The sequence below is a fragment of the Planococcus sp. YIM B11945 genome, assembly GCF_050864155.1.
Lineage (GTDB): Bacteria > Bacillota > Bacilli > Bacillales_A > Planococcaceae > Planococcus.
Window position 1 is genome coordinate 311,195 of the sequence record NZ_JBOZWR010000004.1, and the last position, 20,914, is coordinate 332,108.

Genomic DNA, 20,914 nt, shown 5'->3' on the forward strand with positions numbered 1-20,914 from the left:
TTAATTTCCTCCCTTTCGCATTATTTATAAGACACTCGCGGATCAAGCAGGCCATAAAGAATATCTGCAAACAAGTTGAGCACGATGACAATGAAGCCCATTAAGAAGAATGTCGCTTGCGCTACCGGATAATCATTCTGTTGAATGGCCTCAACAATAAGGCGGCCAATGCCCGGCCAGTTGAACACCACTTCGAGCAGCACCTGGCCCCCGATGGCAAACCCAATCAGCAAAGCGATTTCGGTTACGACGGGCAGCATGGCATTGCGCATGGCATGCTTGAACATAATCGTACTTTCCTTCAAGCCTTTTGCCCGGTTCATCTCGATAAAGTCCTCTTGCATGACTTCAATCATAGAACTTCTCATTATAAGAAGCGGATTCGCAATATAATAAAGCGCCCCAACAGCCACTGGCAGTATGAGGTGGTGAAGAAATTCGATATTTATATACGTTTGGAAAAAACCTGTAGCTTCTTTTCCTGGCTCGTACATGCCGCCTGTCGGAAATAAATCCAAACTGTAGGAGAAAAAGGCGAGAGCCACCATGCCTATCCAAAAAATGGGTGCTGATTTGAAAAACAACGCACTCGAAACGATAGCCGCTTCAAACCTTGTTCCCCTATGCCATGCAGCAAGGGCCCCAAAAAGAATGCCAATCATTAAGGCTACTGCTATCGTAGCGCCCATCAGCATCAACGTCGGCAATATGTAATGGCTGATGACATTCAATACCGGTTCTCTGGATGAAAAAGAAATGCCGAAATCTCCTTGTACAAAGTTCGACAAGTATGTCCAGTACTGCTCGGATAAAGGTTTATCTAATCCAAACTGTTCCTTGACTGCTTCTTGCGCTTCGACCGGCAACGCCGCATCAACAAACATCGTAGTCGGATCACCCGGAAGAATCCGGAACATGAAAAATAATAGTGTCAATAATATGAAAAGCGTCAAAATGCTCTGTAAAATCCTTTTGCCGATGAACCAGACGATATCAGACATACCATTTCCCCTCCATTAAAGCAGTAAGAGAGGAATACACTCCTCTCTTACTGTTGCTTCTATTTTGTTCTGCTTATTCCGGATAATAAATCTTTCCGTTTTCATCCCATTGGTAGCCTTGCTCTTTTAATAAGTCAACCGCTTTCCCGGCATCATAGTTGAAGCCTTTTACATCTTTGTTATACCAGAACTCATTTGCAGGTCCAACAAAGGAATGGGCCAGCGTGCCGTAGCCTTCTAATATTTCATCAAGAATCCGTTGTTTCGGAATGACATAAGACAACGCTAAACGAACTGCCTTATCATCGAACGGTTTTCTTCTCATGTTGTAGTTAATATGGTAAAAACCATGATCCGGAACATTTACTATTTCAACATCTGGATTTTTTTCTAGATTTTCAATTTGAATCGGTTCAATCCACCAGCCGGCAAGATCGGCTTCTCCTTTATCGATTGCAGCCACCATACTTTGTGTATTGGCATACGGAATACTGAGGATGCCATCAACTTTAGCAGGCGAAAAATAATCTTTGACTGCTGTCATTTTCAGCTCTTGATCCGGAGTCCAGTAATCCAATTTAAAAGGCCCGCTTCCGATAATTTCTTCATTCGGATGCTCTAATACTGCGGTTGCTCCACCTTTATCAAAAATCGGCTGCCAGAAGTGTTCAGGCAAAATATACATTTGAGCCAAGGTATTGCTGATAAACGGTGCAAATGGTTCTTTCAAGTTAAAGCGAACGGTATAGTCATCGACTAGGTCAACTGATTCTATAGGCTCTACCATGCCGAAGAAATACGGAGATTGAATATCTTTAACAAAATCAAAAGAGAATTTTACATCTTCTGCAGTTACGGGTTCTCCATCATGGAACTTCATATCTTTTCTGATGGATACCTCATAGGTCTTGCCATCTTTGTTCACGTCAACAATTTCTTCTGCAGCCCAGTTTTTCGGCAGCCCGTCTTCGCCAATTTGCACCAGGCGATCATACATTAAACGAGTAACTTGGAAATCGTGGCTGTTTGTTGAATTTAACGGGTTAAGCGATGCAATATCACTTGGATATGCCCAACGGACTTCTTTTCTATCTCCTTTAGGTTCAATTTCCATGAACGTCCAGAAACTATTCAACCCTTCACCAAGCATGTATTTTACATTAGTGAAGTTCGTTTTGTTGTAAGGCATTACTTGATCCCTATGTACAATTGGCGCATAAGGCAAATCTTCCATGAAAAGTTCCTCAGCTTCATGAACCACTTTTTTGCGTTCTTCCGGATCGGATAATGTCCGTTGTTCTTCAGCAAGCTTGTCAAATTCAGGATTGTTGTAGCCCGGAATGTTATAGGCGCCTTCTACAGCTTGCGAAGAATGAAGTGTCGAGTACACAAAGTGATCTGGATCAATTCGTTCCGAACGGCCAGCCCACGAAAGCGTAAATGCATCAAAATCCTTTTGCTGCATTCCAAGCTCCGATAATCTGTTCCACTCCAGCGGGGTCACTTTTACATCAAAGCCTAGCTTCTTCCACTCTTCCGTCACCATCAAACCCAGTTCATAGCGAATTGGATCATATTCGGGAGTAGTTACGTATAATTCAATTTCCTCCACTTTTCTGTCTGCCGGCAAGCCTTCTGTTTTTTCGATCAATGACTCACCTTCATCTTCCCCAGCACTTTCTTTCGTGACCTGCATCGAACACGCCGACAAAAACATAGAAAAAATCAAAAACAAACTAACGGATACTTTTTTCAATAGCCTTTCCTCCTTTTAATCGAATCCTGTATACAGTATTCGATATTCATTTGTGTTGTTATTAAAATTAACTGTTCTCAGATTCAATGTCAATACAATTCTGAATATTTTATTTATTTTGTATTTATTCATTTTTACTAATTATAAAAAGATATTAAAGCTTGTCTAAAAGACTTTAAAAGAAAAACATGCAATTTACAGCCTTTTTATACAAACCTTTTTCCTTTGCAAAATAATGCATGAGATATGAAGTTGACGGACTGTTCAATAGAATATAAGATGACTTTATAAATACTGTATACAGCATCCAATAAAAAAGATGGAGGTGAATAAGATGGAAATTCAAATAGCGGAACCTCTCTACCACCAAGTATATAAAGAACTCCGGAAATTGATCCTTTCGGGAAAAATCTTGCCTGGCGAAAAAGTTAACGCTTCTCAGCTTGCGAAACAATACAATATAAGCCGGACACCTTTAAGAGAAGCAATTCAGCAGCTCATATCAGAAGGGCTGATCATCCAGTTTCAAGGATCGCTCAAAGTAGTCGAATTAAACAAACAAGATTTTGTTGAACTTTACCAATGCCGCAGAACGTTAGAGAAAGAAGTCATGAGAATAGTGGTCCAAATTATTTCGGAGGAAGAGTTAAACGAAATTCAATCAGTATTGACCCAATCGGAAGTTGCATTGGAAGAAAACAATACGTTCAAAGTTTTGGGGCTGTTCACCCAATTCCATGATTTGCTTATCCGCCCTTGCACCAACAAAAGGCTGCTGCAGCTTTTGGATCAAATTCATTCTTTTCTCTTGATTTACCGGGCCAATATCACAAAAAATCCAGTTTATAATTATGAAATCCATAAAGAACACTTGGAACTTTTTGAAGCACTCAAATCAAAAGACATAGCTAATGTGAATGAGGTAATCGAAAAACACATAAACAATGACCTTATAAGAGGGTTGGATCGTTTATAGGCTGTTTGGCTTTCACTTCCGTTCACCAAGCAAAAAATAAGCAAATAAAAAACGGGCTGTCTCAATCGACAGTCCGTTTTTTCGTTCGCTATTCTTTTTCCCACACTTTTTTCCAGCCATGCGGCCCCCTCACCCAGCCGCCGATCGCCGCACCCATCGCTTTCATCGGTGAATCGAATTCGATGTCCTGCATGACCAAAAGCTGGTTGTGGAGCGGCACAAGCAAACCGTTAAGCATGAGCTTTTCCCGCAGCAGCACATACTTTTTCGGGCATTTCGGCGAAGTCGAAGCGGCAAACTTTGACCCCTTCACCACCACAAACTTGTCCCCGCGGTAATAGCCTTTGGCATCCGCCCCGCGCTTTGAAGTGATCGACAGCAGTTCCGGGCTCTCTGCTTCTTCCAGAAACAATCCCGCAGCGAAAGGGTTTACCGTTTCTTCCCTTCCGGTATCGGGATTGAGGCGGAGGAATTCGTAGAAGTCGCCTTGGTCTGTTTGGGCTTTTCTGATGTAGATTTCGTTCATCTTTTTCACCTTCTTCTTTCTAGTAATAGGGACGTTCTCTGAAATAGAGAGTTGTCTGGTTATACTAGATAGATAGAGAAAAAACTGGTGAAAGGTGACAATAAAGCCAGCTTTTTATCAAAAATACTTAGCTTAGATGAACACCTTTGCTTTCCTTTCAAAATATGAATGCAGCCGATATTCAGCTATTTCTTTTGTCCAAGCATGCAAAATATCCCTTTCCTGCGGAGCCGGCTGAAGATTAAACCAAAAGTTCTTCCGGTCAAATACAACCAGTTCATCTTTCGCACTTCCGCTCCATTTCTCCATCGGCATCCGTGCAATCAAGTCAGCCACTTTCTTTTCGTCATACAGCCGCAGCTTTTTCCCTTGAGCATCGTTAAAGTCGATGTTCAACCGGTAGTCCTTTTCCGTTAAATATTGATGAAAGTATGGTGCTGCCTCTTTTGGAGCAATAGGATTCAGCCATCCTTCCACTCCTTTTGAAAGCATATAGCTTAAAACAATGATCTTGTAGCTTTTGGTCATTCCGGTCTTTTCGACTTCCACGAACCAATGCTTGAAATTCAGCCAAACCATTTCTTCTTCATCAGTTAACTCCCTAGCATACCCCAGCATGCCGAAATAGCTGTTGAACTCTTGCTTAACGGTTTTGGCATCAGCATTGGCATGGAGATGGAATTCCAAATAGGTCGGACGTCTTCCCATCTCCCTTTTCAGCTCCCGGTATGCAGTCACGAGCGCGTCTTTTCGAGGTGCCCGCTTCTTGTTGAGTTCTTCCAACAAATTGATGACCTGCAAATCCAAATTAAATTCGCACATGCCCGGCACTTGCAGTTCAATAGGATTGTTTTTCGCAACTTTTTCACCCATATCAAATACAGCCAGCTTCAAATCAGCATTCCGATAGTTTCCAATAAAATCGATAATGACGCAATGCAACTTCCCTTCAGCGGTCCGTAAGCCACGGCCGATCTGCTGGGTATAGACTGCCAAAGATTCGGTTGGCCGGATAAACAGCAGCGTATCCACTTTCGGGATGTCGACACCTTCATTAAACAAATCGACCGTGAAAATCACTTCCAGTTCCCCAGATTCCAGTAACCCTTTGGCGCCTCTTCTCATATCGGCCGGCGATTCCCCGTGAAGCGCAATCGATCGGACGCCGCTGCTCCGGAAAAACGCATCCATGAAAAGCGCCTGTTTCACAGAGGAACAGAACACAATGGTTCTTGTTTGCTTATGCGCTATCCAGGCATCAAGTATTTTCTCCGCAAAATCTTCCCTGAGCTGTACCTGCAGAAGTTCTTCCTCGTCGTACCGCGTGCCGCGCCAAGGAATCATCGAATAATCCGTATCGTCGTAGACGCCGTAATAATGGAACGGCGCCAGCCACTCGCGCTCAATGGCATCCAAAAAGTGAATGGAGACCGCAACATTGCCGTCGCATAATGCGTAAACGTCTTTATTGTCCATGCGGTCCGGAGTGGCAGTGATGCCAAGCAGGAATTTTGGGTTGAAATGACCAAGCAGCCGTTCGTATGTAGGAGCCGCCGCATGATGGAACTCATCGACGACGATTAAATCAAACGCATCCGGCGCAAAACGGTCCAGGTGATACTGGCTGCCGAGCGTGAAAACGGAAGCAAAAATAAAGTCGGCATCGGTTGCTTTTTCTGCCGCATTATAAAAAGCGCCCGAGCGGTTCGGATGGACATGCTTGAATGATTCCTTTGCCTGATAAAGAATTTCTTCTCGGTGCGCAACAAACAAAACCCGCTTGAACTTTTCAGCGAAAAAAGCAGCCAAATAGGTTTTGCCTAACCCCGTTGCCAGCACCACCATCGCCCGGCTGTAGTCTTCCGCCATGGCGTTTTCCAATGCTTCCAACGCTTCTTGTTGAGCAGGACGCGGTGAAATATCGGTCGTATAAGGAATTGAAGTTTCACCTACTGTTCCTGCACCTGATGGCCCAATCGTGATTTCCAATTCTTCCGCTTCTGACCATACTGGACTGATCGGCCGTTTGATGTTGGCCGCTTTATGTAAAGATTCATATTCCGCAAGTGTTTCGTTGTTTAACGGAACGGTATTATTCGAATAAAAATTTTCTAGAAACCGGGTAACCGCTTCATCAAACACTTCCGCATCCACCGAAGTCGGCGCAATCAAATTCCATTCGACGCCACTCGTAAGTGCGGAAGCCGACAAATTGGAAGAACCGACAATCAGATGGGACTGCTCGCTTCCCCGAAACAAATAAGATTTCGGATGGAAGGACGTTCCCCCGCTTTTCCAAATGCGGATTTCGGCAGAAGGCGCCTGCTCCAAAAGCATCCGGAGCGCTTCCGGCTGCGTGACAAAAAGATAATCGCCGATCAGCAGTTTGATCGGCACATTTCGGCTAGCCGCTTCCTGCAGAAAAGGAATAATCTTTTTTACCCCGGACTTCATAGCGAAAGCGGTGATCCAATGAATTTCTACTGCCTCTTTCGACAATCTTTCCAAATGGCTAACTAGCTGAGAAGTGACCAGTTCCAACTTAGTCATCCTCGACCTCAATCAAAAAGATGCGCTTCTCGAAGCCGCCGCGTTTCTCCGCTTTCTCTTTGCGGATTTCTTCCAGTTGTTCATAAGAAGAACCATGGATTTTAGCTGCTGCATGGATGATTTCAAGAATGTCAGCAAGTTCTTCAATGGCTTCTTCGTTTGTTTTTGCTTCATAATATTCTACAACTTCTTCGTTTAGTTTGTTTTTTAATTCAGTAATATATTCTTCTTCCGAAAGGATGCGTGCTGAAAATTCTTTCCCTGTTTTCTCAATTACTTGAGGTATGTAATCTCGAACGAGTTTATTATAAGTTGGCATTTCCACTCACCTTGTCCCCTCTATTTTACGTTTTCTAAACTTTCTATTAGTACAGTAGAACATCATATCTTAATATTAACATTAACTCCAAATATAACATTTTCTATCAAAATATCCTCTCCTGCCTAAGCAATTTTATATTTGCCCCTATTTTTCTCAGCATATAAAAGTTACGAATTTTTGAATTCCTTAAATTTGAATCGATTAAAAAAGCTGGGCACTAACTAAACCCAATATAATGGATAAAAAGAACTGAAATCAACAAGGCGGCAATGAGGTTCGTTATAGTAGCGGCTCTCCTCTCTTCAACCGTTTTATACGCCCGCTCGTTACAATTCCCTCGAAAGAACCACCGCTTGCTCTATATGCGTCGCTTTGATGCCGAAATTCGGATAAAGCGGTTCAATCGTTCCTTTTAACAGCAGCTTAACCGCATAATAAGGAACATTTACTCCCGATAAGCAGCTGATGTGCAGACCGCCACTCATGCGCGGGTTGATTTCCAGAAGTTTTGGCACCCCGTCTTTATATTTCACCTGAATATTGAAGACGTAAGGGATTTTGTAATGCTGGGCTATTTTGCGGGCAATTTCTAGTAACTCTTCGTTGTATTCAATTTCCCGGATGCGGCCATTCCCTTTCTTTCGCGGAATGGCTGTATATAAATTGCCTTCGCCATCTGCTAAACAGTCAATGCTGTATTCGAAGCCGTCCAGATATTCGAGGATCATTAAATCGGGAAATTCCCTTTGCTGCTGAAGCAGCTTATAGGCAGATGCATAGGAAATCTTTCGGGATGACGCGGTGTTAAAGAGGAACTGAATCGTATCGGCTATTTCATCAAGAACCCAGAAACCGTTTGCACCTTCTCCCACTACCGGCTTAAGGCATAGCTCCATTCCTTGTGCGGCCAGTTCTGCATAAGCTTGTTTAAACTCGTCTGCTGTACGGACAATCCGATATGCAGGCAAGGGAACGATTGCATGCCCCTCCAACATCTTTTCTTCAAGCGAGCGATACATGGACACCTTATTATCCAGCAGCGCCATCAAGTCGCCATCCGGACACACCAGTACCTTTACGCCAATTTCTTGAAATCTTTTTAACTGCCGTGAAATCATGACATTCTCTTTGCGCGGAATAAAAACATCAATCTGGTTCTGCCGGCAGTAGTCAAGACAAAATTCCAGGTATTCCTCACCGTTTACATCGGGTTCTATTCCGCTTACGTCACAGCTGTTCAAATAAACCGCATCTGGATTCGAATGGGTTCCATGGATGATGAATGATTGCCGATCCGGATTTTCCCGAATCATTTCTATATAGTGGGTGACGGTTGAAAACCAGCGATTGAACCACAGTTTAATGGCCATTGTCATTTCCCCCTTTTCTATTTACTTATTACCCTTTAATCAGTGGGAACCGTTTAGCATATTCTCAATTCTTTCTCTTTTTTATTTTCTTTCCGTAAACATCCGGAAAAGGATGCTTTGAAAAAGCAAAAAGGAACGCCGGATGGGCGCTCCTTTTTCACAAAAAACTTTTGCTCAAACGTTTCACTTTTCTTCCATAACCAGCTCGTAAATCTTCTTCGGCCTGCCCCGTTTTCCGGAATTGTTTTCTTCCGGCACTGCGCGGATCAGGTTCATCTTTTCAAGCTCGCTTAAGATTCTTCGGGAATTTCTGTCCGTGTTTTTCAGCAAAACGGTCATGATGTCGCTCGTGAAAAAGGTGATGTTTTTCAGTTTGACATACTGATAGACTTTCATCGGAATATGTTCCCGGTAGTTAAATTCTTTTAAGACGGCCGTCCAGTAAGAAGGGAGCTGGAGGCTCGGAGCATTCTCCTGCTGCTGGCCTTCGTTTAGATTATTATAGATTCCTTCTTCGTTGACATAGATGATTTCGTTGCTGTTTTTTTCTGCAGCGTGTTCAAAAGCCATTTGGACATGCTGTTCCGCGTCGTAAATCGTATAGCCGGAACCGACGCCAATGTGAAGGTTCAGCGATGTGCGCATTTTGATTTCATTGGCGATTTTATAAAAAGGCTGTTCGGAAACGAGCAGTTCATAGTCGCCTTGCGTCGTGTAGATAAAATGCGCGCCGCTGCCTTTGTTGATCAAGGAACCGTTTAATTTCTTGGTGATCTGAAGCAATTCCTGCTCCAACTCCAGCTCTTTTTGTTTTTCCACAAAGCTGTACGCTGATTTTTTCGCAGCTTTTCCTTCTTCGAACATTTGGAAGCCGATGATGGCCACTTTCTGCTTTTCGTAGACATGGCTTTGCGCCCGCGATACGAGAAGGGCCAGCACCGTATTGATGGCCATTTTTGAAGGCACCACGCGGTAGCACGGAATGCCGCGCTTTTGCAAAGCCAGGTAAACTTTCAACAAGCAGGTCAAAGCGACTTCCACTTTTCCGGAGTTGTAGTTTTGCACATGGAAGTCGATGATTTCCTCATACTCTTTATAGCCTTCATACGATAAAAGCTCAAATGAGATCTTATCAAGCCGGTATTCCGTAAACAACGACTTGACCGTGGACTCGTCAACCGTATCCAGACTCATCCTCGAAACGAACCTGCCATTCTCCTGCATCACCTGCAAGCACGTTCCGAGAAGGGCCATGCCATGCAGCGGAGGATAAGAAGCTTCTTTTTCAGTGATGAGCCCGTTATCCAAGCAATAATAATAAGGGGCTTGCCCTGAAAAAATCCACTGCTTCACTTCATAGCGGTGCTTTTCCATGATCTCCGGCAATTGCTCAGAACCAAAATATTCGAACTCCACGAGTTCAATCCGCCGGTCCAAGCTTGCCACTTCCCGTATATTCCGCAGCGAGTCCGGAGGGCCGATTGCGCCAATTCGCACTTTCATGTTGTCATCACCTTTTCAATCTACTTCAGAAGCATTTGGTAAAACCGCGGTGTCTTCGTTCACCATCGGATGGTGGCACGCCACAAAGTGAAGCGGGAGAATTTCCCGGAATTCCGGCATGTCCACTTTGCATGTTTCGGTCGCTTTCGGACAGCGCGGATGGAACGGGCAGCCCGAAGGCGGATTGGTCGGACTCGGGATCTCCCCTTTTACTAAAATATGTTCTTTCCTGAATTTCGGATCCGGAATCGGAATGGAATCGAGAAGGGCATGCGTGTAAGGATGCAGCGGGTTGACAAACAATTCATCCCGCCCGGCAAGCTCGACCATTTTGCCCAAATACATGACACCGATGCGGTCGCTGATATGGCGAACGGCCGGCAAGCCGTGGGCGATAAAAATATACGTCAAATTCAGCTCTTTCTGCAGCCTTTTCAGGAGATTCAAGATTTGCGCCTGGATGGATACGTCCAGTGCCGAGACCGCCTCATCGCAGACGATGACTTTCGGTTTCAGCGCCAATGCCCGGGCAATGCCGATCCGCTGGCGCTGCCCGCCGCTGAATTCATGCGGATACAGCTTCATTTGGTATTCCCGTAATCCGACAAGTTCAAGCAGCTCTGTTACTTGCCGCTTTAATTCCTTGCCGGAAGCCAAGCCGTGAACGACCAGCGGTTCCCCGACAAGCTGTTCGACGGTCATCCGGGGATTCAGCGAAGAATAGGGATCTTGGAAAATCACTTGAAGGTCGCGGCGGGCCTTCCGTAATTCTTCTTGCGTCATATTGGCCAAGTCTTCATCCTGGAAGAAAATATGGCCTTCTGTCGCATCCAGCAGCCCGAGCATCAACGATCCGGTGGTGGATTTCCCGCATCCCGATTCCCCTACAATACCAAGCGTTTCCCCTTCATACACTTGAAAGTTCAAGCCGTCCACCGCTCTCACTTTCGAATGGGTTTTTTTAATGAATCCCTTTGAAATGTCAAAGTGTTTTTTTAACCCTTTCACTTCCATGATGACTTTATTTTCAATCGCGTTCATAGGACTCCTCCTGTCTTAGAACTTTGATGCAGCGTTTCGCATGAGTGGCCGAAACATATTCAAGCGGCGGATGAACCTTGGTGCACTCTATGTCCCCCAGTGGACAGCGGGGATGAAACTTGCAGCCGGCAGGCATAGAAGAAGGATTCGGCACGGTGCCTTCAATGGAATACAGCTCATCGACCACATCATGAATTTTAGGAATAGAGGCCAGAAGCCCTTTCGTGTACGGATGCAGCGGGTTTTCAAAAAGTTCATGAATCGGGGCTTCTTCCACGACTTCCCCGGCGTACATGACAATTACCCGGTCGGCCAGTTCCGCAACCACGCCCAGGTCATGCGTGATGATGATGATGCTTGTATTGGATTTTTCCTTTAAATCTCTAAGCAAGGTCAAAATTTGAGCTTGAATGGTCACGTCAAGCGCGGTTGTCGGTTCGTCCGCGATCAACAGCTTCGGATTGCACGACAGCGCCATGGCAATCATGACCCGCTGGCGCATGCCTCCTGATAATTGATGCGGAAACCTGCCCATGACTTTTTCCGCATCGGGAATTCCGACCGTCTGAAGCATGTCAATGCCCTTTTTTTGCGCTTGTTCTTTCGATAGTTTGTTATGCAGGATCAGCGTTTCCCTCAACTGATTGCCGATAGTGAAGACCGGATTCAACGCGGTCATCGGCTCTTGGAAGATCATCGAGATTTCGTTGCCCCGAAGTGCCCGGTATTGTTTTTTGCTTAAATTCCTCAAGTCTTTGTCTTCAAATGACAGGTCGCCGTTATAAACTTCTCCGTTTGCAGGCAAGATGCCCATCAACGCAAGCGAAGTCACGCTTTTTCCGCTTCCGGACTCTCCCACAATCGCCAGCGTCTCTCCTGTATCCATCGAAAACGTAACGCCGTTTACAGTCGAAACATAGCCGTCTTCTGTTTTAAACCGGACTTTCAAATCATCGACTTTCAAAAGGCTCTTATTCATGATGCCACCCGCTTTCACTAATCTTTAATTTTCGGATCGAGAACGTCCCGCAGCCAGTCGCCCAGGAAAATCACTCCCAGTACAGTCACCGTAATGGCAATTCCGGGAAAAGTGGCAACCCACCAGCTTGTCGCTATATATTGTCTTCCGTCGCTTAACATCAACCCCCACGATACGTCAGGAGGCTGTATGCCAAGCCCTAAAAAGCTTAAACTGGCCTCCAAAATGATGGTCGTAGCCACGTTCAGTGTCGCGATGACAATAAACGAAGACATGACATTCGGCAAGATGTATTTCGTTATGATCCTGAAGTTTTTCGCGCCGATCGCTCTGGCAGAACGGACATAATCGCGCTCTTTTATGCTGAGCGTCTCACTTCTGACCATCCGGGCGTAGACGACCCAAGAAGTTCCGCCCAGAACCAAAATCAAGGTGATCAGGCTCGGCCCCATGACTGCAAGAATGATGAGCATGAACAAAATATTGGGGATTGCCAGCAGAGCATCAACGGTCCGCATGATCAGGAAATCCCAGAACTTTCCGTAATAGCCGGCGATCAATCCGAGTGCCATGCCGATTGCTCCCGCAAGAAGAACCGCACTGATGCCGACGAGCAAGGAAATTCGGGATCCGTAAATGATTCGGCTTAAAATATCTCTCCCTAAGTTGTCTGTCCCAAGCAGAAAGTCCGGATTTCCGCCTTCTGCCCAAGAAGGCGGCAGCAAGCGGTTGATGACATCCGTTTTTGCGGGGTCATGCTGAGCCAGCAAAGGAGCAAAAATCGCCATCAGCACTACCACCGTCACAATGACCAACCCGACCATTCCCGTTTTGCTTTTTACCAGCCGCTTCGCGAGTTTCTTAAAGGAGGTTTTGGATTTCACTTTTTCCTGATTTGTAACATTTTCCGTAATTTGAGCCAAATGGAGCGCCTCCTTTAATCGTATTTAATGCGTGGATCCAGCAGCCTGTAAACCAAATCCGCAATTAGATTGCTTAAGATAACAAAAATCGCAATGATAAACGTCGCCGCCTGAACGACTGCCATATCCCGCAAGTTGACGGACTGCACGAGCAGCTGGCCAAGCCCCGGCCAGGCAAAGACCGTTTCCGTTATCAGCGTGCCGCCGATCAGCGTAGAAGTCTGAAGAGCCATGATGGTAACCACCGGAATTAACGCGTTCCGAAACGCGTGTTTGTTCACGATGATTGCCTCGCCTAAGCCTTTGCTTCTCGCCGTCCGGATGAAATCCTGGCCGAGTATTTCAAGCATGCTCGACCGGATCAAGCGGGTCATTTCAGCCGCAATGCCGGTCCCTAATGTCAGAGCAGGCAAGATCAAATGCCAGAATGTCCCTCGTCCGGAAACCGGGAAAATTTGAAACGTTACCGATAACAGCAAAATCAGCATGATCCCAAGCCAGAAGCTCGGCATCGCTTTGCCCAGCACGGCTCCTCCGGTTATAAACAAATCGATGAAACTATTGCGCTTTACCGCAGACCAAATGCCCAGCGGAACCGAAATGAGGATCGCGATGATCATCGAAACAACCGCCAATTCAATCGTCGCCGGCAGCCTTTCCATAATCAGATTAAGCGCATTGGTGTTGTAGCGGAACGAATCCCCGAAATCCCCGGTCACCAAGTCACCGAGGTACGTGAAATACTGGACATACAACGGATCGTTGAATCCCATCGATTCTCTTAACGACTCCCGTTCTTCGTCGCTCGCTGTTTCGGGAAGCATTAACGACACCGGATCTCCCGTCACGCGAACCAGCAGGAAGACAATCAGTGTAATAAGAAGCAGCACCGGAATGGTTTTTACTAGATTTTGCAAAAAGTATTTCATGAGAACACTCCCTATTGAAAAAAAGGGGGCAGGCCCCCTTTTTTTACTTTAATGTAACGGAATCTGCGTAGAACATTTCGTTCAGAAGCGGCTGGTAGTCAAGCCGGTCGTTTATTCCCGTGATCGCATCCAGCTGGAACATGTAGATTTGCGGGCGATCTTCGGCAATGAGTTCCTGAGCTTTTTGGTACTGCTGTGCTCTTTCTTCCGAGTTCATGTTTTGCTCAGCAGCTGTCAGAAGTTCGTCCACTTCCGCGTTGTTGTAATCTGTTTCGCCTGCCGCCTGTTCGATCGTCAAACGCTCCAATGCAAGCGATGCATCAAACATCGAGTTTCCGTACCCGATATAGAACATTTCGTTAAAGCTCTTGCTTTGGTACTTCTCGTTGAATGCACTCCATTCAAGCAATTCCAAGTTCACGGTAATTCCCACTTCAGAAAGCATCGCCGAAACCAATTCGACTGTTTCTTTGTCTTTCAAATAACGGCCGTTTGGCGCGCTTAACGTAAGCTCGATTCCATCTGCATGCCCTGCTTCTTCAAGCAGCTGTTTCGCTTTTTCTGGATCGTATAACGTTTTTTCGTACAAATCTTCATTTGCTCCGAAGTTGCCTGGTGTAACGCGTGTGCGCGTCACTGTTCCTGCTCCTTCTAACAAGGAATCCACAATCGCCTGCTTGTCGATAGCCAAGTCGATTGCTTCACGGACTTTCGGATCTCCCGTCACGCTGTTTTCATCTGTGCGCAGACCAAGCATCATGACGCGCTGCGTAGGTGATTGAACGGTCGTGACTCCGTCCGTATTGTTGATGCGTTCCACGTCTGTCGGAGGAATGTTTACAGCTACGTCCACTCCGCCAGTCAGCAATTCAGATACGCGCGTTGAATCTTCCGGGATGCTGCGGAAAACCAATTCTTCCCACTTAGGGGCATCGCCAAAATACTCGCTATTTGCTTCAAGCGTTAAACGGTCATCTTTTTTCCATTCTTTGAATTTGTATGGGCCTGTGCCGACCGGCTGTTCAAGGAACACTTCCCAGCCTTCGGTTTCAATATAATCTTTCGGCAAGATGCTTGAACCTAATCTTGATAGGCGGTTCAATAAAGCCGGTTCTGGATTTACGGTAATAATTTCAAATTCGTAGTCGCTGATGACTTTTACTTCTTTGATTTGGTTGTAGTTGCCGTGTTCCAATAATGCATCGTCTTTAGCAACTCGCTCTAATGTGAATTTTACATCGTCAGCTGTTAAATCCTCGCCGTTGTGGAACTTGACGCCTTCTTTCAATTTGAAAGACCATGTGGTGTCATCGACATTTTCCCAGCTTTCAGCCAAGTCGGGCGTAAATCCTTTTTCCCCTTCATTCTTTAACAGGTAATTGAACATGTTGACGTGGATCGCTTCTGTCGACGTGGTATTGTGATCGTGAATATCAAACGTCACGATATCGGTCCCATAAGCGACCGTCAATGTTTTGCTGTCGCTTTTCTCTACCGGCGCTTCCCCTTCGGAACCGCTGCTTTCTCCGCCGCCTGAACAGCCGGCTAAAATCATTGCCAATACAAGCAGCAACATCCATATTTTTTTCTTCATCCTTTTTCCCCCTCATTCTTCTTTAAGTAGTTGTGCGTGAGTAAACTCAGCACCGAGATTCCGTACAGAAACGCTTGTTCATCTACATCAAAACGGGTGTTGTGATTGGGATACGCGGTTTCTTCTCCGCTTTTTGTCCCTAACCGGAAGAATACCGAGGGCACTTTCTCCGAGAAGTAAGCGAAATCTTCTCCACCCATGGAAGGAAGGGATGTTTTTAATGCGCCTTCCCCGAACAGTTCGCCGATTGTCTGCGCCAGCAAAGTGCGGGCTTCGTTATCGATTTGTATGGAAGGTGTGACAAATTGATAATCCAGTTTGCAGTCGCCGCCAAAGCTTTGAGCAATTCCCTTGGCAATCGCTTTCATGCGCTCTGGCATTTGGCTTCTCGTTGCCGGATTCAAGGTGCGGACCGTTCCTTTCAACAAAACCGAATTCGGAATGATCGTCGCTTTGCTTCCCGCTTCGATCTGCCCGAAACTCAGTACGACCGAATCGAGCGGATCGATTTGCCGGCTGACAATCTGCTGGAGCGCCACTAAAATTTGCGCCGAAATCATGATCGGATCGATCGTTTGATGCGGATGCGCCGCGTGGCCTCCTTTTCCTGTCACTTCGAGTTCAAAAATGTCAACAGCTGCGCAGCTAAATTCCGCTTCCGTAACCGAGAACTCGCCGGTATGAATGGTCGGGTGAACATGCAGCCCGGCCATAAAGTCCACTTTCGGATTTTCCAGCACGCCGTCAGCGATCATGGCTGCCGCCCCTTCACCGATTTCTTCAGCTGGCTGAAACACCAGCTTCAACGTTCCGCAGGGAAGTCCTTTTTCAGAAAAAAGTTTCGCCACGCCCAGCAGGATCGACGTGTGGGCGTCATGCCCGCACGTATGGGCCACGCCATTCTTTTTGCTGCGGTAAGGCTGTTCAATTTCGTCCATCATCGGAAGAGCGTCCATGTCAGCGCGCAGTGCGACTACCGGACCCGGAAGCCCGCTTTTCAATAAGCCGACCACTCCGGTTTTCCCAACCCCTTCTTGGACTTCATAGCCCCAATCCTTAAGCAAACCGGCTACGATGCCGGCTGTCCGGGTTTCCTGAAAGGCAAGTTCCGGATTGGCGTGAAGATCTCTGCGAATTTCCACGATTTCATCAAAGACCCCCGAAATCGCCTCATGCCATTCAAAATGCGTGTGTTCCAGTTGAGAGAATTTTTGTCTGCCGTCCACCGCCAATTCCATTTATCGAACACTTCCTTCGGTTTCAAATTTCTTGCTGAATTCGAAAATTAGGGCCGCCACCATTTTTATGCCTTCTATATAATCGTCGATGTTAATGTTTTCATTCGGCGCGTGGTTATTGGATTCAAAATTTCCGACTCCAAAAGAAGCGGAAGGAATCCCTAGGGCTTGGCACAGTTCATACATCGGGCCGGTTCCCGGAGTGTTCGGCACGATATTCGGCTCTTTGTCCGAATACTGTTTAGCGACTGAAATCATCGCATCTACAATCGCTTCGTCCGGTTTCGTGCGGGCAGCCATTTCCGAACTGGTTACTAAGATTGAAATATCTTCAAATCCGTTCGCATCAAGATGCTCCCGCAATTGCTGCAGGATTTTTTCCGGATCCTGTCCCGGCACCAAACGGAAATCAATTTTCGCCGTGGCTTCGGAAGGCAATACCGTCTTGGTTCCTTCACCTGTATAGCCCGAGACAATACCGCAAATATTGCAGGTCGGTTCAAAAATATGCTTGTGTTTTAATTCGTGGCCATTGAGCCCTAAGACGAAACCATCCAACTCGAGCTTGTTGAGCAGGGCAGCTTCGTCCAGCTGGTAATGGGAAAGCATTTGGTCGTCCAATTCCGTGATCGGTTCAATATCATCGTAAAAGCCCGGAATGAGAATTTTTTCGTCTTTGTCTTTCAGCGTATTAAGCGCCCAGACCAATTTCCAAACAGGGCTTTCGATAATTGCCGCTTGGGCCGAATGCAAATCCGTATTGGCGCCTGAAGATTTCAGTTCTACATACAGCATGCCTTTTACACCAAGGCTTACTTGCAAAGTTCCATCTGCATCCCGGTAGCCGAATTCCCAGACACATCCGTCAGAATGGATTTTTTCTGCATATTCTTTTGCGAATTTCGGCAAATTCAGACTGCCGATTTCTTCTTCCCCTTCGAATATGTACTTGATGTTAACCGGAAGTTCTTCCCCCACTTGCTGGATGGCATGGACTGCAGCCAAACGCGCAATCAAGTTGCCCTTGTTGTCGGCTACTCCCCGGGCATAAATTTTGCCGTCCCGAATATCCGGTTCGAAGGCTGGCGTCTGCCACAACTCAACAGGATCCTCCGGCTGAACATCGTAATGATTGTAAAAACTTAAGGTCTTGTCCGATTTCCCCTTCAACTCTGCAAAGACGACTGGAAATCCCTCGGTCTGGAGTTTTTCCGGTTCTAAAGAAAATGCGGTTTGAAACAAATCCTCCAAATAAGCGACAGCTTCTGTCATTCCCCGGTTCTGTGCTGCGACACTTGGAATCTCACAAAAATCCAACAACCACTTGATGTACAAGTCCCTGTTTTTTTCAATAAACTCATCTGTTTTATTGCCCAACTTCCCATCTCCTTTATTTAAGGAAAATTTCCCTAATATTTTCTTATTACTTTACCTGCCGGTTTTTCCAGTGTCAATAGAGTTTTTAGTTTTTTCTAAATTGTCTTGATTTTTATTTTTATATATGATTATGTATAAACATCACTAATTAGAAGGAGTTTTTGCTGAATGAATACATTTTTCAACTATTTGGAAGAAAACAAAGAGCTCATAAAAGAAGATTTATTGAAATTGATCCAATCGGAATCTCCTAGCCGAAATAAACAGAAAGTGGATGAATGCGGAAGAGTTTTAACGGAAGTTTTCCAAAAACGCTTATTCGGCAACTGGAAGCTGGAGTCGTTCGAGCAGGAAGCTGCCGGCGATCACCTTCTATTTCAGCTTGAAGAACCTTCAGAAAAACCGCGCATCTTATACTTGTCCCATTTTGATACGGTTTGGGATACAGGCGTTCTTCCAATTGTCGAGAAAGGCACAGACCTATACGGGCCAGGTGTATTTGATATGAAAGCCGGATTGCTGTCGTCCGTTTGGTCCGTCCGTGCGCTCCAGCAAGAAATCCAGGAGCTGCCGTTTTCCCCCGTATTTCTTTTTACTTCGGATGAAGAAGTCGGCAGCGAAACCTCGCGGCCATTGATAGAAAAAGTGGCAAGCACGTGCGATGCGGTTCTTGTGATGGAGCCTCCCGTTTCGGGTTCGTTTGCATTGAAAACAGAACGAAAAGGAGTTGGGCGCTATACACTTCAAGTTAAAGGGGTGAGTGCCCATGCCGGAAACCACCATGAGGACGGAGTGAACGCCATTCTTGAACTTTCCAAGCAAATCGTTGAACTGGAAAAACTGACGGACTACGAGAAAGGCACAACCGTCAATGTCGGAGTGGTTAAAGGCGGAACCAGCAGCAACGTAGTTGCGGCATTTGCTGAAGCGGACATTGACTTCCGGGTCACTACATATGAAGAAGCGGAGAAACTGATCAAAACAATTGAAAGCCTGCAGCCATTCAATCCGGCGGCGGAACTGACCCTTTCCGGAGAGTTGAATCGCCCGCCAATGGAAAAAAGCGCACAAAGCGAAGCCTTGTATCAAAAAGCCCTCATTGCCGGAAATCGCCTGGGAATCGACATCAAAGAAGCAAAAGCCGGCGGCGGAAGCGACGGAAATTTCACTGCTGCTTTAGGCATTCCTACGCTTGATGGCCTGGGAATTCCAGGGGATGGCCCCCACGCTCTTCATGAGCACATTCAATTTGCCCAGTTCACTCAGCGCTGCGCTTTCATTTCCGAACTTTGTTTGGAGATAGCAAAAAAATAAGAAATTCGGCAAGGAGGGTTCAGTTTTTCATGTCACTCATCGATTTTACCGAAAACTTTTTAGCCAGTAAAAAAGATTATTTCACGGAAGTCAGCGAGTATATATTCCGGCACCCGGAAATTCGCTTTGAGGAATACCAGTCTTCCGCCTATCTCGCGGATCAATGCGAGAAACAGGGGTTTGCAGTGGAACGCGGAGCTGGCGGCATTGAAACAGCCTTTGTCGCCACTTACGGAAAAGGCCAACCTTTTATCGGCTTTCTTGGTGAATTTGATGCGCTGTCAGGACTCGGACAGGAGCCGGACGAAGCTTCATACAAGCCGTCATCGCAAAACGCCGGTCATGGCTGCGGCCACAATCTGCTCGGCACCGGCGCTTTCGCGGCAGCGTGTGCGGCAAAAGCCTATTTGGAAGAAAAAGGGCTGCCGGGAACGGTCCGATTTTTTGGCTGTCCAGGCGAGGAAGGCGGTTCCGGCAAGACGTTCATGGAGCGTGAAGGAGTGTTCGAAGGATTGGATATCGCGCTCAGCTGGCATCCTTCTCCGTCGAACAGCATCATGAGCTTGAGCTCGCTCGCAAACTATCAAGTCTATTTCAAGTTCAAAGGGCTTGCCTCCCATGCGGCGAATTCGCCCCATCTTGGCCGCAGCGCGCTTGATGCGGTGGAATTGATGAATGTCGGTGTCCAGTATTTAAGGGAACACATCATTTCGGAAGCCCGCATCCATTATGCCGTCACCAATACGGGCGGCCTGTCGCCGAACGTCGTGCAGGCGGACGCCGAAGTGCTGTACTTGGTGCGCGCTCCGAAAATCGAACAAGTGGATGAGATTTACAAGCGGGTCGTTAAAATTGCAGAAGGCGCCGCCCTCATGACAGAAACTGAACTGACCATTCGTTTTGATAAAGCCTGCTCAAATTATGTCCCGAACCGTGCGCTTGAAAAAGTGCTTTACGAGAGCCTGACTGAAATCGGCGTTGAACCGCCGAGCAAAGAAGAAAAAGCATTCGCGAAAAGCATTTTCAACTCCCTTTCCGAAGGGGAAAAGAACGGCTATTTGGAGGGCATGCGGGGATTCGGCTATGCCGGAGACGGCAGTGAATTCGAGGGCAAGTATTTGTCGGAATCCATCTCGCCTTATGCCGCATCGGATGAAGTTCTATCGGGATCGACAGATGTGGCGGATGTCAGCTGGAACGTGCCGACTGCGCAGCTCAGCACCTCCACTTCCGCACTCGGCACACCGCTCCATACGTGGCAGATGACGAGCCAGGGAATTTCGACCAATGCCCATAAAGCCATGCTGCGTTCTGCAGGAGCCTTGGCACTCACCGCGATTAAATTATTTGAGCAGCCAGATGGCCTTCAGCCGGTTAAAGAGGAGTTTGAAGCATTCAGTGCAAAGAACCCCTACACCAATCCCATTCCAGCCGACGTGAAACCATCGAAGCTGGCCCGTTCCTGATCAAAAAAGTTTTTGATTGCAAAGACCAAAGCCGGCCGTTCAAAACCGG

At 46.4% G+C, this 20,914-nt stretch carries 17 protein-coding genes; 3 read left to right on the top strand and 14 right to left on the bottom strand.

Annotated features, from left to right (window positions below):
• Nucleotides 1-20: 20 nt before the first annotated feature.
• Together ACRRQV_RS09500 and ACRRQV_RS09505 are read right to left on the bottom strand one after the other, a co-directional pair.
• Entirely contained in the window at nucleotides 21-1,001 is a 981-nt protein-coding gene (locus tag ACRRQV_RS09500) for an ABC transporter permease (protein ID WP_432530111.1), read from the bottom strand.
• 73 nt (nucleotides 1,002-1,074) lie between these two features.
• Nucleotides 1,075-2,757: an ABC transporter substrate-binding protein gene (locus ACRRQV_RS09505; RefSeq protein ID WP_432530113.1), complete on the bottom strand. Its 1,683-nt coding sequence runs from the start codon at nucleotides 2,755-2,757 to the stop codon at nucleotides 1,075-1,077.
• 334 nt (nucleotides 2,758-3,091) lie between these two features.
• Between ACRRQV_RS09505 and ACRRQV_RS09510 the strand changes: the two genes are divergently transcribed.
• Nucleotides 3,092-3,733 (top strand): GntR family transcriptional regulator, encoded by a 642-nt coding sequence (locus ACRRQV_RS09510; protein ID WP_432530115.1) that lies wholly within the window; start codon nucleotides 3,092-3,094, stop codon nucleotides 3,731-3,733.
• A gap of 88 nt (nucleotides 3,734-3,821) precedes the next feature.
• Here the strand turns inward: ACRRQV_RS09510 and ACRRQV_RS09515 are convergent, their stop codons facing one another.
• The 12 genes from ACRRQV_RS09515 to ACRRQV_RS09570 all read right to left on the bottom strand — a co-directional run bounded on the left by ACRRQV_RS09515 (nucleotide 3,822) and on the right by ACRRQV_RS09570 (nucleotide 18,085).
• Entirely contained in the window at nucleotides 3,822-4,259 is a 438-nt protein-coding gene (locus ACRRQV_RS09515; RefSeq protein ID WP_432530117.1) for a DUF4357 domain-containing protein, read from the bottom strand.
• A gap of 132 nt (nucleotides 4,260-4,391) precedes the next feature.
• Nucleotides 4,392-6,809 (bottom strand): DEAD/DEAH box helicase family protein, encoded by a 2,418-nt coding sequence (locus tag ACRRQV_RS09520; protein ID WP_432530119.1) that lies wholly within the window; start codon nucleotides 6,807-6,809, stop codon nucleotides 4,392-4,394.
• Complete coding sequence (locus ACRRQV_RS09525) at nucleotides 6,802-7,128, bottom strand: nucleoside triphosphate pyrophosphohydrolase (protein ID WP_432530781.1); 327 nt, start codon at nucleotides 7,126-7,128, stop codon at nucleotides 6,802-6,804. The genes ACRRQV_RS09520 and ACRRQV_RS09525 overlap by 8 nt, the downstream gene beginning before the upstream one ends.
• Nucleotides 7,129-7,457: 329 nt before the next feature.
• The gene (locus ACRRQV_RS09530) at nucleotides 7,458-8,501 is read right to left on the bottom strand and encodes an ATP-grasp domain-containing protein (RefSeq protein WP_432530121.1); all 1,044 of its coding nucleotides are present in this window, start codon (nucleotides 8,499-8,501) and stop codon (nucleotides 7,458-7,460) included.
• A 183-nt stretch (nucleotides 8,502-8,684) separates the two neighbouring features.
• Nucleotides 8,685-10,004 (bottom strand): hypothetical protein, encoded by a 1,320-nt coding sequence (locus ACRRQV_RS09535; RefSeq protein ID WP_432530123.1) that lies wholly within the window; start codon nucleotides 10,002-10,004, stop codon nucleotides 8,685-8,687.
• A gap of 15 nt (nucleotides 10,005-10,019) precedes the next feature.
• Nucleotides 10,020-11,045, bottom strand: coding sequence for an ABC transporter ATP-binding protein (locus ACRRQV_RS09540; protein WP_432530125.1), 1,026 nt, complete (start codon nucleotides 11,043-11,045; stop codon nucleotides 10,020-10,022).
• Entirely contained in the window at nucleotides 11,032-12,024 is a 993-nt protein-coding gene (locus ACRRQV_RS09545) for an ABC transporter ATP-binding protein (RefSeq protein WP_432530127.1), read from the bottom strand. The genes ACRRQV_RS09540 and ACRRQV_RS09545 overlap by 14 nt, the downstream gene beginning before the upstream one ends.
• Nucleotides 12,025-12,041: 17 nt before the next feature.
• Nucleotides 12,042-12,908, bottom strand: coding sequence for an ABC transporter permease (locus tag ACRRQV_RS09550; protein WP_432530783.1), 867 nt, complete (start codon nucleotides 12,906-12,908; stop codon nucleotides 12,042-12,044).
• 53 nt (nucleotides 12,909-12,961) lie between these two features.
• The gene (locus ACRRQV_RS09555; RefSeq protein WP_432530129.1) at nucleotides 12,962-13,876 is read right to left on the bottom strand and encodes an ABC transporter permease; all 915 of its coding nucleotides are present in this window, start codon (nucleotides 13,874-13,876) and stop codon (nucleotides 12,962-12,964) included.
• 43 nt (nucleotides 13,877-13,919) lie between these two features.
• A complete protein-coding gene (locus tag ACRRQV_RS09560) occupies nucleotides 13,920-15,470 on the bottom strand; it encodes an ABC transporter substrate-binding protein (protein WP_432530131.1) in 1,551 nt (516 codons plus the stop codon).
• Nucleotides 15,467-16,708 carry a M20 metallopeptidase family protein gene (locus ACRRQV_RS09565; protein ID WP_432530133.1) on the bottom strand — a complete coding sequence of 414 codons (1,242 nt, stop codon included), beginning with the start codon at nucleotides 16,706-16,708 and terminating at the stop codon, nucleotides 15,467-15,469. Before ACRRQV_RS09565 ends, ACRRQV_RS09560 begins: the two co-directional genes overlap by 4 nt.
• Nucleotides 16,709-18,085: a M20/M25/M40 family metallo-hydrolase gene (locus tag ACRRQV_RS09570; RefSeq protein ID WP_432530135.1), complete on the bottom strand. Its 1,377-nt coding sequence runs from the start codon at nucleotides 18,083-18,085 to the stop codon at nucleotides 16,709-16,711.
• Nucleotides 18,086-18,253: 168 nt separating this feature from the next.
• On the opposite strand from ACRRQV_RS09570, the gene ACRRQV_RS09575 reads away from it, so the two are divergent.
• The gene (locus ACRRQV_RS09575) at nucleotides 18,254-19,399 is read left to right on the top strand and encodes a M20 family metallopeptidase (protein ID WP_432530137.1); all 1,146 of its coding nucleotides are present in this window, start codon (nucleotides 18,254-18,256) and stop codon (nucleotides 19,397-19,399) included.
• A gap of 29 nt (nucleotides 19,400-19,428) precedes the next feature.
• The gene (locus ACRRQV_RS09580) at nucleotides 19,429-20,865 is read left to right on the top strand and encodes a M20 family metallopeptidase (RefSeq protein ID WP_432530139.1); all 1,437 of its coding nucleotides are present in this window, start codon (nucleotides 19,429-19,431) and stop codon (nucleotides 20,863-20,865) included.
• Nucleotides 20,866-20,914: the final 49 nt, after the last annotated feature.